Origin of the sequence: Mariniflexile maritimum (assembly GCF_009746565.1) — a bacterium.
GTDB lineage: Bacteria > Bacteroidota > Bacteroidia > Flavobacteriales > Flavobacteriaceae > Mariniflexile > Mariniflexile maritimum.
On the sequence record NZ_WRPN01000007.1, the window covers coordinates 26097 to 43584 of the forward strand.

Consider the following 17488-nt stretch of genomic DNA (forward strand, 5'->3'; position numbering starts at 1 on the left):
CGTTGGTTTGAATTAGATATAGTGTGAACCCATCCTGAACTTGTTTTAGGATAAGGTTAACGCCCAAATACTATAACTTTTTAACGTATTTGGTGATGATAACGATTTGTTGGTTATCAACTTTGCCTTCTATATAGTCGGCGTTTTCGTGGTCCAAACGAATGTTTCTAACGGCAGTGCCTTGTTTGGCGACCATACTGGAGCCTTTTACCTTTAAATCCTTTACCAAAACCACCGCATCGCCCGCTTGTAAAATAACGCCATTAACATCGCGATGGATGATTTTGTTGGCTTCATCTTCATGCTCGCCCGTGGCTCTGGCAAGTGCTAAAGCAGCATCATCCAAATACATCATATCGAGCAAATCCTTTGGCCAACCTTCGTTTCTTAAGCGTTGCAACATTCTCCACGCCATAATTTGTACTGCCAAATGCTCGCTCCACATGCTATCGTTTAAACAGCGCCAATGGTTGGTGTCCATGTCAACGTTTCCTTCAATTTGGTCCAAACAGGTTTTGCAAACAAGTAGGCTATTGTCCACGTTTTCATTTAGTGATGGAGGCAAGGTATATTGTGATAATGGGTTGGTTGCCGAACAAAGTTCGCAGGTGTTGTTGCTTCTTTGTTGTAGTGTTTGCAATACGCTCATTGAGATTGTTGATTAACGAATAACGATTGTTGAATTCAGAATTTTACATTTATTCTGCAAACTTACCACTTTATTGTAGAGTATCCCGCATTTTTTTGGGCATTCCTTTTATAACCATTTCGTAGGAATGGTTTATAAGTTCTAATATGAATTTGGGCTGTAATTCGCCCGAACTTAGCTTAATCGTGTTCCAATGTGTTTTGCTCATGTGGTAACCGGGTTGGATGCTTTCGTATTCGGCACGCAGTTCTTCGGCGTAATCGGGGTCGCATTTTAAATTGATGGAAGGGTTGCCCGATTCCCATTCTTTTAAGGAAGTTAAGACAAATAGCTTTCCTAAAACTTTAAATACGAGCGTATCTTCATCAAAAGGAAAATCTTCGGTAACACCTTTTTTTTGGATGCAATAATTGCGAAGTTGTTCTATATCCATAAAAAAACACGTTCCATTTTAAAGTGTGAACGTGTTTAAATGTACTGAATTTTAATTTATTTTAAAAAGTACTTGTTTTTGAATCTTATTTTTTAATGAATTTGATGGTTTGTGCTTTACCATTTTCGGAAGTAATATTTAAAAAATAAAGTCCTTTTGCCAAAGTTGAAACATGTAATGAAGCTGAAGGAACGTTAATTTTTTCTTTCAAAACCTGTTGCCCTAGTTGGTTGATTACTTGTAGTTTATAAGTTCCGCCTTTAGGGTTTTCAATAGTCAACCTATTTAAAACCGGGTTTGGGTGAATTTGAAAACTGAACGTATTAAAATCATTTACACTTAAAGCAGTACAACTTACTTGTCCATAAGTTCTTCTATTGGTTTTGGTGCCATCGCCCAAATTTCCAGATTGATTGTCGCCCGTAGTCCATAAAGTACCATCGGTTTTTAAGGCTGCCGAAAAATTAGACCCAGCGGCAATGCCAACCCAATCGGTATCGGTACCAATAGCAATTGGAGAAAGTGACGGGATATTGGTTCCTGTGCCTAACTGCCCTAATGAATTATACCCCCAAGCATATAACGTGCCATTGGTTTTTAAGGCTTGTACATGCGAATACCTAATTTTTACATCGGCCCAATTGGTTTCGGTGCCAACCTGGGTAGGAACCAATTTATCGGTTTTAGTGCCGTTACCCAATTCCCCGTCGGTATTATCGCCCCAAGACCACAAAGTACCGTTGGTTTTTATGGCCAAATTGGAATAGTGCGAAACGGTTATAATTTTCCAATCGGTATCAACTCCTACTTGGGCAGGCACATTTCTTGAATTGTTTGTACCGTCGCCCAATGCTCCAGAAAAATTTCTTCCCCAACTCCATAAAGTACCATCGGTTTTTATGGCAATAGAATGGTCGTAAGCACCTGCATTCACTTCTTTCCAATCGGTATCGGTCCCTATTTGTATGGGCACTTTGGTTTGTGTTGTGGTGCCATTGCCCAATTGACCATAGTTGTTTTTTCCCCAGGCCCATAAGGTGCCATCGGTTTTTATGGCCAAAGTATGACTAACCCCAGCTGAAACCTTTAGCCAATTGGTGTCGGTTCCTATTTGAGTGGGCACAAACAGGCTATTGGTAGTGCCATCGCCTACTTGCCCATAAAAACTTCTGCCCCATGCCCACAAAGTACCATTGGTTTTTACGGCCAAATTGTATTCGTTACCTACCGATAGGTATGCCCAATCTAAAGCTGTACTTATTAGCACAGGCTCTGTTTTGTCTATATTGGAGCCATCGCCCAACATGCCCGCGCTGTTTTCGCCCCAACCCCATAAAGTGCCATCGGTTTTAAAGGCCAAGGCGTGGTTGCCACCTGTTTGAACCGATTGCCAACATTGGGCAACTATGCTTTCGGAAAAAACCATAAGCATTGCGTAAATTAAAATATTGTGGTGTAGTTGTGTTTTCATGAGTATTGTTTTTGTAGTTAGCTATAAAAAATCTCTTCTTTGCATTAGTTCATTACTTTTACCCACTGTATATCATCAGGAAGTTCGCTAATGTTACTTACTTCCATTTTAGAGGGCGTTACGTGTCCATTCTTATCTGTAAAGACCTCAGCAATGGTAAATTTGATGATGTTCCATCCTTTTTTGAGTTCTAAATTGGTGATGGTTACATCATTGTAATTTTCTTCATCGTTACCAGTATAGCGCTGTACGATACATTCCCCGTTCACCGATGCCGTTTCTTCCACATAAAACCATTGCAAATAATAGCCTTTTACACTGTTTTTTTGACCATAAGAATATAGCCATTGGGCCATTTCAGGTTGGCTAACCGCAAATAGGATGCCTTGTTCGGTTCCGTCTTTAGCTGTAACCTCAGGATCTGGAATTCCTGCAATCAAAGCTTCTCCATTTTGGTATTCTAGCTCGCCACCAAAACATTCAAAAGTGGTGGCGACCGTTTTAAACTTGATTTGCCAACCTTTTGGCGCATTGGCTTTCGCTTTTTCGGCCTGCTCTTTAAGGGTTGTTAAATAATCTGCATCAAGGGGTAGGTTAAAATTTCCTTCGTGATCTATTTTTCCGATGTCTATTTTTTCCATTGAAACCATATCGTACGACGACAGGACACCCTCGCCCATAGTATAATTTGAAATGGTGCCGGTAATGGCCTCTTGCGCTTGTAATGATATACTCCATAAGATGCATACCATGCATAATATAATGTTGTTTTTTACTTTCATTTTGATTGCTTATTAACTGTTAAACTTGATACCTGCAGGGTTAAGGTTTCCTTTTAATTTTTTTTGCTTTGGAAGGCATACATTGAATTATGATATTGGTTAAGCCTATTGGGTATAACTTCAAACCACGCTATACCCAATGCTTAAAGATTGCTTTGGGGGCTAGTTAACCAATTCAAATTGAATCCAAACGGCGACTTTTTCACCTGGGTTGCCAATCCGGATGGGGCCTTCAAGCACTAATGGACTTATATCTTTTTGAATATTGGCCAATGGTATATTTCCGGTTCCAAAATTGTGGAATTTCACATTTCTTGCGATGGTGGTATCGAAAAATGGTGTGGTTTCATTTAGTGGCCTTGCACCCGATAGCACTTCTAAAACTTCTTTGATGTTTACAGAAATGGGCGTGTTGTTTGCTAATACCTTATCTTTCCCTTCCGTATATTCTTTCAACCACGTATATATTTTAAATTTTGCGTTGGGGTCCATAAACTCTTCATAAGAAATATCAAAAACCAGTGCATTGTTAATGGAGCGATTCCTGTTTATTGCTTCATTGCCCTCCCTAATATGAAGCTGGTTTTGCATATCTCCAGAGATAAGGATGTTTGGCGCATTTGGCACTTGCACAGGGCCATCTTTTCTTGCCGGAAACACAAGAATATCTCTTGAACTGAATTTTTTTGCTTTTCCTTTAGCTGTATAATCTATGTATTGTTGAATGGCATAATCGTCTGGATTGCTGCCGCCTCCATCTCTGCCATTAATGTTTTGGATATCTGTAAGCGTTACTTTTAATTTGAAGTTTTGTTTAGGAATGCACGTTGTTACAATTTGTTTTAATTTATTATCCAAACCAACGCGTTCATTTTTTAAATTTTTAAGTTCATACCCAATAGGAAGCGCTAGTTTATGATCAAACGGCCTATCTTTTAGGAAAGAGATAATATCTGGAACGCCGTTTTTTATTGAATTTTCTATAGACTTGATAGCGCCCAAACTGCTGCCTCCATAATAAAATGCTTCAATTTCTATGTCCGATCTCGATTTTAAGGCATTATAGGCCGCTTTAACTTCCGCAGACCCAACAATTCCAGATACTTTTGCTTGGATATTAATACCGAGTTGGTCTAATTTTTTATCAGATTTGAAAATAATAACCCCTTTTCTGCCATAATTGACCTTAGATAAATAAATATATTCCTCGGTAGAAACGTTGGGGTCAACAAAAACTTTCGCAGGATCCATACCATCAACTTCGATACTGAACATGTTTTGTGAAAACTCAATCATGTAATAGTTTGATTCTTTTTCTGTTCCGTAGTTTAGGCCCACGGAGCCAGAAAACATGCCCATCCCGGAACTGTACTTACCGGTAAGTTTAAAACTCATCTCTTCCAAAGAATGTACCTCATGATAATAAAAGGTCATTTGCGCTGGTACAGGGCTGCCATTTTGATTGATAAAGTTGTTTTCGGCAGTGGTTATCTGTGATTTTTTACTTGGGTTCATAACCTGAAAAACGGGATTTGCGATTCTTAAATCGGTGCTCAAGGTTATGGGATTTCTGTCCTTTATTTCTTCAATTGTGTTGGAGCCGTCAATAAACGACATGGCTTTCATCATGATGCCCGGTTTTAACCAATCGGGTTTCGCGTTCATGGAAAACGCTTTAAAATCCAAAGCCTTAACTTCTACTGTTATGAGCTCTTTAGAACAAATACTGTTGGATGTGTTTGTTACACTGCCTTTTTGAACCGTTGTTTTATTGGTTTCAACGAAATTATTATTAACCAATGTCAACTCCCTGGCACCTTCTTTGGAATTTTCGGTTCCAGATTTTAATTGCGTAAAATATTTTTTTACAATATTGGAGTTTATTTGAGGGATGGGTTTTTGATTTATTTTCGACAAATCAACCTTTTTCTCTTTTTGAACCGACATTGTTTTGGGGGTCCTAATTTGGGCTGTTGCATTTAATGCTACTATGCAAAGTGAAATGCCCAATGCGCGTTTAATTACTTTTTTCATGATTATTACGTTTTTAGATGTTTTTAAACCAGTTTATATATTTATCTCCCAAAAAAGGCACTGCACGCTCTTTCCCGTTAATGGCATGCACTAAGCCCATGATCCATATATAAAGCAGCACGAAAATGCCCAGGATGTTTATAATCCACCCCAATATGGGTATCATGCCAATGGCCCCTAGGGCCAACCCAGTAAGTGCCAAACCCAAAGATTGTTTGATGTGGTAGGATGCAAAAGCATCTTTTTTGTTATTGTTCATCACAAAGGCGATGATAAGCCCAATAATAGTGATTTAGGCTATAATGGCTATGTTTTTGCCCTCGCTAACTGTTACGGTTTTGTTTTCGGTTGTTTCCATTTTTTTCGTGTTATATTTTTATAAATTCTACTCTTCTGTTGTTGGCCCTTCCTTTTTCGGTGGCATTATCATCAATGGGTTCGGTTTCGCCTTTGCCCATAAACTGTAACCTGTCTTCAAGTATGCCAAATTCATTTACAAGAATTTGCTTTACCATGCTTGCCCTGTTTTCTGAAAGGGTTTGGTTATAGGTATCATCGCCTTTATTATCGGTATGCCCAACTATTTGAAGGCTGATGTCATCATTATCGCGAAGCATATTGGCAACGTCCAGTAGTATGCCATAAGATTCCTTTTTAACGGTGGCTGCGGCAGTATCGAAATAAATGCCCGTAGTGCTGAATTTTCCGTTTTTAAGAAGTAGGGAGCGCAAATCTTCGGTGGCCTCGGCAATTTTAAAGTTGGTAATGCCTACAAAATGGCCTTGTTCCGGTAATACATCTACGGCTTCTATGATAAAATACTTGCCAATGTTTGCTTGTATTAAATTGGGGGAATCCACCATTTTTTCTTCGTTTACCCACATTCTTAATCTTTTTTTATTGACGGCAATAGAAATATGAACGGTGTTGTTTAAATATTCGGGCATATTCCTATCAATTTTACTACCAATCCTTACTTCTAACTCGCCGCCAAAATTTGAGACATTCCTTATATTAAAACCATTTCTGGTTAAACCTATTTCTACCTCGGCTAAAGTGCCACCGGCACCACCAGCGTATGCCTTTTTTGAAATGAACAGAAGTTTTACTTTACTACCCGACTGCGATTGTTTGTAGCCATTATTGGTTAAATCAAATTCAATGGTGTAGTTTTCGGGAAGGGTACTTTTCATGGTAGGCAAATACCCAGAACGCCTGATAAGGGAAAGCCATTTACCCTCAGAATTACTGGTGGTTACCACTTCGCCAGAGCCACCTGTTTCCCAATTTGCGGGAAAATCGCCTATGGCATCGGCAGCAAAATCGTCGTAAAACAAAAGGTTGTTTCCGGGAATAAAGGTGAAGTTGCTGTACACGCCAAAACCGCTTTCGGTAGTTTCTTCTTGAAAAACTTCATTGTTCTCAACCATGTCTTCGTCCTGGTTGTTGTCTTGTTTTGCTGATTTGCTTTTCTTCTTTTTACCTATATTACCATCTAAAATGGTATCCATGGTTTTTTCGGTTTCCCGGTTTACTTTTTCTTCCGTTTTTCTAATCACAGCTTCCTTGGCCGCATCTTCAGCACGTTGTCCTAGTTTTTTTAGAAATTGGGCTTCTGCCCGGTGCACATTTCCTATAAGTATTAATAGAAAAATGACGCTCATACTTATTTTTTTCATGGGTTCTTATTTTTATTCATTTATCTTTAGTGGGTTTTTAAATTGTAATGTTAACATTTCATTAAAAAACTTTTTTTAAGCATACCAAAAGCTCGAACTTAGTACGGCACATGGAAAAAACAGACATCAATCATCTTATACACAACAACCAAAAAGCGGTTAGCGAACTCTATAATGCCAATAGGGCTGCCTTTTTGAATTTTGGTAAGCAGTACGGATTGGACTATGATGACCTGTGCGATATTTATCAAGAAGCCTTTATTGCCCTACGGAACCACGCCTTAAACGGTAAATTAGAAACCGTAAACAGCTCGTTGAAGACCTATCTTTTTGGAATTGGAAAATTCATGATTTTTGATGTGCTGAAACAAGCGAAGAAAACCACCGAGTTTAACCCTTCGGCATTGGGTATCCACGACAGTATTGAACCGGTTTATGCCCACCACGAAGAAGAAACCTTAAGCCATGAACAAAGCTTATTGCGAACCTATTTTAAGAAATTAGGAAAAAAGTGTCAAGACATGTTAACCTTATTCTATTACAGAGGACTAAGTATAGACGACATTGTGGAGCATACCGATTATTCCGATGGAAGCGTGGTTAGAAGCCAGAAATCCAGATGCTTAAAAACCTTAAAAGACATGATTAAATCATAGCCCTATGACAAAGCAAGAAGATTTAATTGAAAAATACATACAGAACAAACTTTCTCCCGAAGAAACCTTGTTGGTTGACGACCTTTTGCAAAACGACCCTAATTTTAAAAGGGAACTCACGTTTCATACCAATTTAAAACAGGTTCTTAAGAAAGAAGATGACGCTAATTTCAGGCACTTAATTTCAAAACTGGAACGGGAGGCAAAACATAAAAACACGCTACCCAAACGTAGGTACGCAACCTGGTTGGCCGCTGCCAGTATTGCGCTGTTAGTAGGTTTAAGCTATTTTTTCAGCATGAACCAGAAAGCTTCTACAAGCGAACTTTTTGCCAGTTATTTTGAGCCCTACCGCAATGTGATACAGCCTTTGGAACGGGGAAATGGCAATCAAGATGAAAAATCGCTGGCGTTTTATGCCTATGAAAAAGGCGACTATGAAAAAGCCATTCAGCTGTTTACCAATTTATTTACGGCCACCAAAGAGCCTTATTATCTGTTCTATAAGGCCAATGCGTTGCTAAAATTGGAAAAAGCCAATGAAGCGGTACCACTATTGCTGGAACATTTAAAGACCAAGGATACCCTAACGGAAAAATCGACTTGGTACTTGGCCCTTGCTTATTTAAAACTTAACGATGCGGCTAATGCCAAAATGACCTTGAAAAAGGTTATTTCAGAAGGAAATTATAAAACTTCGGAAGCTAAAAAACTATTGAAGGCCTTGGAATGACAACAAACTGGTGTCGCTTATGTTTTTAAAGTCTTGCGTTTTTTTTAAATAACTTTCTATAAAACAGCAAAATAAGCAACAGGCCACCAAGTATTAAAACAGCCCACAAAAGATAATTGGTCGTGTTTAATGGCAGCGTATTGCCCGTAATTACAATACCCGACCAATAATATGGATGTCTTAAAAGCGCATCTTCATTGGCGTTTAAATAACTAAGTTTTGCTTGCCGTAAGGCTTCTTTTTTACTGAGGCCATCACTTAGGTTTTTATAAAAATAGGTCATTATTTCCGAAGTGCTTTGGTCGTTAATTTTCCATAAAGTGGTTACAATGGATGGTACGCCCGCATAATGGAACGCCCGAGCCAAACTTAACATGCCCTCGCCCTTTTGCAGTTTTCCAAATCCTGTTTGGCAAGCGCTTAAGGTTACCAAATCGGCATTTATTTGGTAATTATACAAATCCTTTGCGTATAGTAAGTTGGATGCGTTCTCCGTATCTTCAAACGCTAAATAGGAATAATCTGGAAACTCATCGTTTGCCGATGCGTGGGTTGCAAAATGTATCAAATTATAGGCACTTAAATCCTTTTTGAAATTGACGATACTTGCCTGTTCATCATAAATGCTGCTTTCAAAATAAGCCGAAATATTTTGTGCCTCTTGCCCATTATACACCAAAGGAGCCATATCAAACCGCTCTGGAGTTGTTTTTCCTCTTAAAACCGATTTATTAAAATGGGGCGCAAAAACCATCAACTTATTGCTGCTTTTTACGCTTGTTTCATTTTGTTCCTGCAATAAAGTGGCAGAACTTGCATAACTTATGCTGTATTTTGAAAGCAAATACGACCGTTCGTCATCGGCATTTGTTTGTAGCACATCAAAAGGCAGGTAATTTAAAACATCGTCGGCAAGTATGACCAAATCAGATATTTTCTTGTTTTTTAGTGCCGGCTCGATAATGGCTTTATAAATGAAATGGCTGTTTTTACCATAAACGGTTCTGTTTTCTAAATTAGGTTTTGAAAGTTGCCTATAAAAATCGGAAATGGTTTTTTTAAGGTTTTCATTAAAACTAAACCTATAAAAAGCATCATTATTTTTGGTTATTGCTGTTAAATAGAGATGGTTTTCAGTAACCAAATAACTAAAAACCGCCTGTTGGGGATGTATTGTTTTTTTTAATTCGGAAACAGGAATAACATCCGATTTATATTTCAGCCCATAGTATTTGGGGTAATCCTGTTCTATCTTGGCTATAAAATCGTAGTATTTTTTTTTGGTTATGAATAATGAATCGACCAATGCCGATTTCTCGGTTGTGCTGGCATTAAAAATAGCTTCATCCAACCGCGAAATTTTGGCCCTAAAAATTTGTTCCTCACTAATGATGGATGCTGGGATATTGCCATATTTGGTAGCTTCGGCATTTCTGTGTGCTTCCAACAATGCGATACTTTTACTTTTTTCCATAAAATAAAAAGCATCCTCTATGTACTTGCCTTCCTTACTAAGTTGGTATAACTTATACGAAATATCGACCATTTTTTGAATGGTAGGATAGGTTTCGTTCACCAAAAATTCCTTGTCCAGCTTGCTTTCAAATTCGGGCCTTAAAACATCCAAGGTTTTTATAATGGCTTTGGATGTGGTATGCGCGGTTTTTAAATATGCGATGTTATTAGTTATGGTAAATGCATCAACCAAAGCATCCTGTTTTTCTTTTAAAATAGTGATTAAAACCGTTTTTGAAACTGCCTTTCCAGGATGCGGGTTCGCGTTCGTATCCAAATTATCAAAGGTCTTTTCCAATTGAATGAGCGCCCATTGGTACTGCTTTAAACCTTCGGCTATTTTTTGTTGCTTCATCAATGCTTTACCCAATTTGGCATGGGCTAGGGCCACATCTTGATGCTTCTGGTATGCGCGGTACCTGCTTATTTTCGATAAACCTTCGCGATAGTAGGCCAGCGCTTTGGTGTCATTTTTAAGTCCGGAATAGGCATCACCATAAATTAAATCGACCTCTCTTGAAAAAGGGTTTTCTTCAGGAAACATGCGAACACTTTCATTTAAAGTAGCAATGGCGATTTGAAATTGTTCTTGTTGAATATGGTTTTTGGCTAAAAGGATATAGGTTGATAGTATCCTGTTCTTAAAAATTGGGTCGTTTTTTTTAGGTTTATAAAAGGTTAAAGCTTCGGTTAACAACACATTTGATGCTTTAAAATCTTTTTTATCCTCATATACTTGTGACAGCAATTTTTTGGAATTCATTAGTGACGATTCCCAATCATCCAAACTATCTTTATAGGTTGTAATTAAAGCACTGTTCTTCTTTAGATGGTATTCTGCCAATTCATATTTGCCCGTGTGCTTATAAATAACCCCTAAAAAACTATATAAACTGGATAATGTTGCTAAATCGTTCTTGGTTTTTTTATGTTCTGGAATGGCTTGAAGTTTGGTAAACAGCTTTTGGAAATATTTTTTTGAGGTTGCATAATCTTTAATTTTATAGTGGTAATTGCCTTTATCGAAAAGTAAATAGTCTTTATAATAATTGCTATTTGGTAAGGCTTCAAAACGCTTATCGAATGTTAAAAGGCTGTCCTCCAGCCTCAGGTTTTTTTGGTAATTTTTCAAGTCGTAATAATACCCATTTGCATTCATTAAGTAGATGTATCCATTAAGAACGTATTCCAATTCATTTTGCTGTTTCGCTAAATGGATGGTTTTTTCATAGTAAAAATAGGCACTGTCTTTATTGGTAAAATGATAATGAAAAGCCTTACTGTATGCCTGTTGCAACTCATTGGATTGTGCCTTTGCACCTTGGAAACAAGCGAAAATGTAGCATAGAGAGATAGCAAAAATACGCATAAAAAAAGCCCTCCGTTTTGGTGGAGAGCTTAAATATACTGATTTATAGCAAACTATAATCCAACAACGGGGGTTGGAATGGTAATTTCGCCCACTACATCTGTTTTTAGCGTGGTGTACATGGTGCCTTCCCCTTTAAAATCCGATGTTAATTGTAGTGCATTTTGATTTAAAGGATCTTCAACGTGTTGGAATTTGGCATCAACCAACTGGTTTTTCATGTTTTTTATGATCACATTTGAAACGCTTAATTCTTTCCCCAATACAATGAAGGTTTTTGAGGATAATTTTCGTTTCGGGTTGCAATTGCTCTCTTTGCTATCAAAACAAGGTTGAGGCGGGGGCAGTGGGCCTCCGGGGCCTAATACCGGTTTTTTTGAAATTAAATAAGCGTTGAAGCGCACTAATTTTTCAATTTGAACCTGAATAGTCTCGATGCGTTCCAGAACTTTTTTATTGCCATTTTCCAATTCGGCAACAAGTTTTGTTTTTTCCAGTTTTAATCGTTTAATTTCGGCCTCTGCCCCAGAATAATAGAGTTCAATGCCATTGAGATAATCATAGTTTTGCGTTACCATTTTTTTGGTTGCCATGGCCGCTAGCGCATCCTGAGACGTTACGTCTTGTTGTGAAATTGGCTCTTGGTTGCTACACGATAGCATCATAAAAGCACTTAAAAACAGTGTGGATAACATCATTTTTTTCATTGTTTTATTGAATTGGTTAATACTCATTTATCATTAGTGTTATTTTAAGACGCAATGTTAACATCGGTATAAAAAAATGACCTAACTATTTTATGGAATTAAAGGATTTGGGAACATTTAAACTAATTCAGCATAAATAAATCGGAAGCTATTCCGTCGCTTAAAAATTTTCCTTTTTGGGTTACAAACACTGTATCGTCATCAAGATACAATAAATTTTCATTAATATGTTTTTCAGCTTGTTGTAACAGATATTTTTTGTAATGCTTGCCAAAATCGTTTGTAACTTTTTCCAAGGAAACGCCCCAAATGGTTCGTAAGCCCGTCATCACGTATTCGTTGTATTTATCGGTAACGGTCAATGTTTCGGTTTCAATTGGAAGAATATCTTGCTGTAAAGATTTGATGTATTTTGAATTGTTTCGCACATTCCAACCGCGTTCATTGCCATTAAAGGAGTGTGCCGAGGGGCCAATGCCCACATACGGTTTCCCCTGCCAGTATGCCGAGTTGTTTTTGCTGAAAAAATGGGGTTTCCCAAAATTTGACAGTTCATAATGCACAAAACCTGAAGCTTCCAGTGTTTCAATTAACATATAAAATTGTTCTTGGGCTGCTTCGTCATCCACATTTTTAATAAGGCCTTTTTTTATAAAGGTATCTAACGCCGTTTTAGGCTCAACCGTTAAGGCATAACTTGAAATGTGCGGTATATGGAAACTTAACGCGGTTTCTATGTTTTTTAGCCAGTTATCATTGGTTAAACCCGGGATTCCGTAGATTAAATCGACCGAAATATTATCGAAATGTTTGGTTGCTTCTTTTAAACAATTTTTTGCTTCTTCGGCATTGTGCACGCGGTTCATCAATTTTAAATCGGCTTCAAAAAAAGATTGTATGCCAATGGATAAGCGGTTTATCGGACTTTTAGATAGCTGGATTATGGTGTTTTTAGATAAATCATCGGGGTTTGCTTCTAAGGTAATTTCAGGATTTTCTGTAACCTCATAGTTTTCATAAACAGTATCAATCAATAATCGTAATTCGGCAATCGTCAATAATGAAGGGGTGCCACCACCAAAATATATGGTTTCAACGGTTTGGTTTTTAAGCTCGTTTTTGCGCAGTTTCAATTCTTTAACCAACGCATTAACCAGGTCGCTTTTTTTCTTGATAGACGTTGAAAAGTGAAAATCGCAATAATGGCACGCTTGCTTACAAAATGGAATATGGATGTAGATTCCTGCCATTATTTCTTAACCCTATTTTCATTTTGCTTCACAAAAGCATCCCAACCCGTATAACTTTTACCAACTTCAACCTTTCCTTCATTATAAAAATGGCAAACGGCTGCAGCCAAACCATCGGTAGCATCGAGGTTTTTTGGTAGTGTTTTTAAATTCAAAAGGTTTTGAAGCATTTTGGCAACCTGTTCTTTGCTGGCATTTCCATTTCCGGTAATGGCCATTTTTATCTTTTTGGGCGAATATTCGGTGATGGGTATTTCCCTGCTCAAGCCCGCAGCCATTGCAACACCTTGGGCACGACCCAACTTTAGCATACTTTGTACGTTTTTACCAAAAAAAGGGGCTTCAATAGCTATTTCATCGGGGTGATGGGTGTCGATGAGTTCGATGGTGCGTTCGAAAATGAGCTTCAACTTTAAATAATGGTCGTCGTATTTTTTTAAATCCAGCTCGTTAAGTTGTAAAAAGGTCATGGTTTTTCCAACCACTTTAATAAGTCCGAAACCCATAATCGTAGTTCCGGGGTCAATACCTAAAATGATTTTTTCTTTACTCATTGATGCGCTCTATATATAATTTCAGAATATTGACTTAATTTGCACACACAGTTTATGATAGACACGGTACCATACAAAACTAAACAATTCTTTTTTGTGCTTATAAAAATAAGTATTGTAGTGGCTGCTTTTTATTTTATCTATCAAAAACTTGCACAGAATAGCGATTTAAAGTTTTCTGTTTTTACTGAATTATTAGTCAAAAACACTCTTTTTTCGCTAAAAAACGGGATTATTTTAGCCTTTTTAAGCTTTTTTAATTGGTTTTTTGAAATTGTAAAATGGCAGCAATTAGTTACCCCAATACAAAACATAAGCTTTAAAAATGCGCTTGAACAAACATTGGGGGCATTAACGGCCTCCTTATTTACGCCCAATAGAATTGGCGAATATGGTGCCAAAGCCATGTATTTTACCAAAGATTATAGAAAACGTATTTTGCTCATAACCCTAATTGGTAATTTAATACAAATGGGCGTAACGGTACTTTTTGGCTGTGTTGGAATCTACTTTTTTATGAAGGAATTTCAGGTGGTTTTAAACGTTTCAAACATGCTTAAAATTTTAATTATTGGACTGATTGTCATTGCAATAATTGTGTTTTTCATTCGTAAAACGAAATGGTCTATCAAAGGTTTTTCATTTGAAAAAATTAGCACGTTCATTAAAAACTATCCAATGAACATAATGGTTTATGGCCTTGTTTTATCACTTCTTCGCTACTTCATTTTTTCATTTCAGTTTTACTATTTATTAACGCTTTTTGGTATAGAAATCTCGTATTTACAGGCTATGATGCTAATTACTTCTATGTATTTATTGGCTTCCATTATCCCTTCCATCTTTGCTTTTGACGTGGTTGTAAAAGGCAGTGTTGCGGTATATTTATTTGGTTTTATGGGCGTAAATGCCGTAACTGTTTTATGCATTGTTACGCTTATGTGGGTGTTTAATTTTGTAATTCCTAGTGTTTTTGGAAGCTATTTTGTTTTGAAGTTTAATTTACCCGAAACCAACTCATGATTACAACAAGCATCGTAATTACCTTAATGTATCTGCTTTTAATTGGAAGTTTTGCTTTTGGTTTTGAAAGGGTAAAAACGTTTAAACTTGAAAAAACACCTTCAAAAACACGGTTTTCGGTTATTGTCCCTTTTCGGAATGAAGCTGGAAATTTACCGGCTTTACTAACATCGATTCATGCTTTAAACTACCCCAAAGATTTGTTTGAAATTATTTTTGTGGATGATGATTCGGATGATGATTCGGTTGGATTAATCGAAAAATCTACAACCGAAAGTCATGTTTACTTCAAAGTTGTTTTGAATGAACGGAAAACTAATTCACCGAAAAAGGATGCCATAACAACAGCCATTAAACACGCAACAAACGACTGGATTATTACCACCGATGCCGATTGTGTTTTACCAAACCATTGGCTTGAAGGTTTTGATGAATTCATTCAAAAAAACAACACTCATTGCATCGTCGCACCTGTAACTTACATTGAGGCAAACCGCTTTTTAAATCGGTTTCAGTTGCTGGATTTTTTAAGTTTACAAGGCGCTACCATGGGCGGTTTTGGTATAAAAAAACCGTTTTTGTGCAATGGCGCCAACTTTGGGTATAAAAAATCACTTTTTATAGAAGTGAACGGGTTTGATGGCAACGCCCAAACCGCTAGTGGCGATGATGTATTTCTGCTTGAAAAGGCCGTTAAAAAACACCCAAAACACGTGCATTATTTAAAATGCGAACACAGTATCGTGCTAACAAAAGCGCAACCAACATGGGCACAACTTATAAACCAGCGTAAACGTTGGGCATCAAAAACAAGTGCTTATGATAATTGTTTTGGTAAATGTGCGGGCCTTGTGGTACTACTTGAAAATGCCCTTGTTTTGGCATTGGTTTTACTTTTGGTATTGGGTGCTTTAAATTTGAGAACCCTCATTTTTTCACTCTTTATAAAATGCAGTATCGATTTCCTTTTAATCTATAAATCGGCCGTATTTTTCAATCAAAAAAGCGTTTTAAGGCATTATCTATTGGGTTTTATGGTCTATCCCGTTTTTAGTGTTTACGTTGCTTGTTGGTCGTTATTTTCAAGCTACCAGTGGAAAGGCCGAAGGTTTAAAAAGTAGCATTAATTGGCGTGTACAATAATGGGCAGTTCAAATTCGGTTTTTACCTGTTGCCCGCGTTTTATGGCAGGATATACTTTGGGCAACGAATCTAAACTTGAATGGATTAAGGCTTTAATATTGGGTATTTCACGGGTAACCAAACTATCAACTTCGATATTTAAAAGCGATAACGTACCTGTTTCAGATACTTGAAATTTTAAGTTTATGGTATCGGTTACATCATGGGTTACCGTAATGGGTACTTTTTGAAGATATTCTAAAATATGGGTTGTTAAAACCTGATTGAAACAGGCCGTTTTTTCAGATTTCAGCTCCAATGCATCGCATGTTGAAAAAGAGGGATATACATCAACCTCATTCCAGTTAAAGGTTTGCAGTTCTTCATTTAAAATAGCATCGGAAGATGTTTTTTTTACATTGAAGTACTCGCAGGACGTAAGCGTTAAAACGATTATAAAAACACAAATTTGCTTCATCATGTAAAACTAAACCCGAAAAGTACGCTTTTTTTGGTTTTTATTTTCAGCGCGCTTTCATTTTTTCAATCCATTTGTGAATAAAATTCTTTTTAAAAAGAAGAAACCCTATGGGTCTCTCACCTCCATAGGGTTATGTAAATTGCTATTATCAACAAAAAAATTGAGGGATTACTAATTTTTTGAAGTGTTGACACTACAAAGATAAACAATACTAAATTATCGGAACTGCGGGAAACCCGTAATTGGATTTAAAATTTTTTGGAAACACTAAGTATAATGGGCAAAAGCGGCGATTTAAAAAAATTAAAAAAATTTAAAAACCCAATTTCTTTTAAGAATTTACTTGCATACTATACAAATCCCTTGCTTTTTGCGGCGTTCAATAAAGTTTCATCCTGTCCGTCTTGCACATCAAAAATATCCCTTAATTGCTTTTTGCGTTTTTCAACCCCGCTTAACGACATGTTTAAATGGGCTGCAAGGTTTTTTGTTTTTACGCCTTGCGATAATAAATGAAGGATCTTTCTGTTTTTATCATCAATGATAATATCGCTTTTGCTGGCCTTTTTTAAGTAACTGTTTACGGTACCACTGTAAAATGGCGGGTTGTTCAATATGGCTTGAAACGCACTTGCCAATTCACTAGAGGTTAAATCGCTTTTTATTAAAAACCCTTCTGGTTTAATGGTTTTTATGATATTAAATATCCTAAAGGATTCATTGAACATGGTTAAAATGATGATTTTTGCCAATGGTAGCACGGTACGCGCGTAAGCGGCTAAATCTTCGCCGGAGGTCATGAGCCCATCGGCCGAGGGCGGTAAGCTTATATCGACAAATAATACGTTGTAAGGCGTTTTTTTTTCAACCGATTTATCCATTAAATGTATGGCTTCATCGCAATTGTTTGCTACATCAATTTCTAAAACCTGATGTTCCTTTTTTGTGAAGCGCAGGGTGTTTTGATAGCCTTCGATAATCATAGGGTGATCATCAATCATTAAGATTTTAATGTGTTGGGTCATTGGTT

The 17488-nt window shown here is 37.2% G+C and carries 17 protein-coding genes; 4 read left to right on the plus strand and 13 right to left on the minus strand.

Annotation, left to right across the window (positions count from 1 at the left end):
- Window positions 1-70: 70 nt before the first annotated feature.
- The 7 genes from GQO80_RS10265 to GQO80_RS10295 all read right to left on the minus strand — a co-directional run bounded on the left by GQO80_RS10265 (window position 71) and on the right by GQO80_RS10295 (window position 7048).
- Entirely contained in the window at window positions 71-649 is a 579-nt protein-coding gene (locus tag GQO80_RS10265) for a PhnA domain-containing protein (RefSeq protein ID WP_157208274.1), read from the minus strand.
- A gap of 70 nt (window positions 650-719) precedes the next feature.
- On the minus strand, window positions 720-1082 hold the full coding sequence (locus tag GQO80_RS10270; protein ID WP_157208275.1) for an MmcQ/YjbR family DNA-binding protein: 363 nt from the start codon (window positions 1080-1082) through the stop codon (window positions 720-722).
- An 85-nt stretch (window positions 1083-1167) separates the two neighbouring features.
- Window positions 1168-2553 carry an RCC1 domain-containing protein gene (locus GQO80_RS10275; RefSeq protein WP_157208276.1) on the minus strand — a complete coding sequence of 462 codons (1386 nt, stop codon included), beginning with the start codon at window positions 2551-2553 and terminating at the stop codon, window positions 1168-1170.
- Window positions 2554-2597: 44 nt separating this feature from the next.
- The gene (locus GQO80_RS10280; protein ID WP_157208277.1) at window positions 2598-3335 is read right to left on the minus strand and encodes a hypothetical protein; all 738 of its coding nucleotides are present in this window, start codon (window positions 3333-3335) and stop codon (window positions 2598-2600) included.
- 162 nt (window positions 3336-3497) lie between these two features.
- Complete coding sequence (locus GQO80_RS10285) at window positions 3498-5369, minus strand: thiol-activated cytolysin family protein (RefSeq protein ID WP_157208278.1); 1872 nt, start codon at window positions 5367-5369, stop codon at window positions 3498-3500.
- Window positions 5370-5382: 13 nt separating this feature from the next.
- Window positions 5383-5628 carry a hypothetical protein gene (locus GQO80_RS10290; RefSeq protein ID WP_317163234.1) on the minus strand — a complete coding sequence of 82 codons (246 nt, stop codon included), beginning with the start codon at window positions 5626-5628 and terminating at the stop codon, window positions 5383-5385.
- 109 nt (window positions 5629-5737) lie between these two features.
- Window positions 5738-7048: an OmpA family protein gene (locus GQO80_RS10295; protein ID WP_157208279.1), complete on the minus strand. Its 1311-nt coding sequence runs from the start codon at window positions 7046-7048 to the stop codon at window positions 5738-5740.
- Window positions 7049-7158: 110 nt separating this feature from the next.
- Between GQO80_RS10295 and GQO80_RS10300 the strand changes: the two genes are divergently transcribed.
- Both GQO80_RS10300 and GQO80_RS10305 read left to right on the plus strand, forming a co-directional pair.
- Window positions 7159-7704: an RNA polymerase sigma factor gene (locus GQO80_RS10300; RefSeq protein WP_157208280.1), complete on the plus strand. Its 546-nt coding sequence runs from the start codon at window positions 7159-7161 to the stop codon at window positions 7702-7704.
- A gap of 4 nt (window positions 7705-7708) precedes the next feature.
- A complete protein-coding gene (locus GQO80_RS10305; RefSeq protein WP_157208281.1) occupies window positions 7709-8437 on the plus strand; it encodes a tetratricopeptide repeat protein in 729 nt (242 codons plus the stop codon).
- A gap of 25 nt (window positions 8438-8462) precedes the next feature.
- On the opposite strand, the gene GQO80_RS10310 is transcribed toward GQO80_RS10305, so the two are convergent.
- The 4 genes from GQO80_RS10310 to ruvC all read right to left on the minus strand — a co-directional run bounded on the left by GQO80_RS10310 (window position 8463) and on the right by ruvC (window position 13832).
- Window positions 8463-11321 carry a CHAT domain-containing protein gene (locus GQO80_RS10310; RefSeq protein ID WP_157208282.1) on the minus strand — a complete coding sequence of 953 codons (2859 nt, stop codon included), beginning with the start codon at window positions 11319-11321 and terminating at the stop codon, window positions 8463-8465.
- Between the two features lie 53 nt (window positions 11322-11374).
- Window positions 11375-12019 (minus strand): hypothetical protein, encoded by a 645-nt coding sequence (locus GQO80_RS10315; protein WP_157208283.1) that lies wholly within the window; start codon window positions 12017-12019, stop codon window positions 11375-11377.
- Window positions 12020-12150: 131 nt separating this feature from the next.
- Complete coding sequence (gene hemW / locus GQO80_RS10320) at window positions 12151-13278, minus strand: radical SAM family heme chaperone HemW (protein WP_157208284.1); 1128 nt, start codon at window positions 13276-13278, stop codon at window positions 12151-12153.
- Entirely contained in the window at window positions 13278-13832 is a 555-nt protein-coding gene (ruvC, locus tag GQO80_RS10325) for a crossover junction endodeoxyribonuclease RuvC (protein WP_157208285.1), read from the minus strand. The genes hemW and ruvC overlap by 1 nt, the downstream gene beginning before the upstream one ends.
- Before the next feature lie 54 nt (window positions 13833-13886).
- Between ruvC and GQO80_RS10330 the strand changes: the two genes are divergently transcribed.
- Window positions 13887-14855, plus strand: a complete 969-nt coding sequence (locus tag GQO80_RS10330) for a lysylphosphatidylglycerol synthase domain-containing protein (protein ID WP_157208286.1) — start codon at window positions 13887-13889, stop codon at window positions 14853-14855.
- Entirely contained in the window at window positions 14852-15976 is a 1125-nt protein-coding gene (locus GQO80_RS10335; protein WP_157208287.1) for a glycosyltransferase family 2 protein, read from the plus strand. The genes GQO80_RS10330 and GQO80_RS10335 overlap by 4 nt, the downstream gene beginning before the upstream one ends.
- A 2-nt stretch (window positions 15977-15978) precedes the next feature.
- Here GQO80_RS10335 and GQO80_RS10340 read toward each other — a convergent pair whose 3' ends face one another.
- Both GQO80_RS10340 and GQO80_RS10345 read right to left on the minus strand, forming a co-directional pair.
- Entirely contained in the window at window positions 15979-16458 is a 480-nt protein-coding gene (locus tag GQO80_RS10340; RefSeq protein WP_232333155.1) for a hypothetical protein, read from the minus strand.
- A 350-nt stretch (window positions 16459-16808) separates the two neighbouring features.
- Window positions 16809-17483 carry a response regulator gene (locus GQO80_RS10345; RefSeq protein ID WP_157208288.1) on the minus strand — a complete coding sequence of 225 codons (675 nt, stop codon included), beginning with the start codon at window positions 17481-17483 and terminating at the stop codon, window positions 16809-16811.
- Between the last annotated feature and the right edge of the window lie 5 nt (window positions 17484-17488).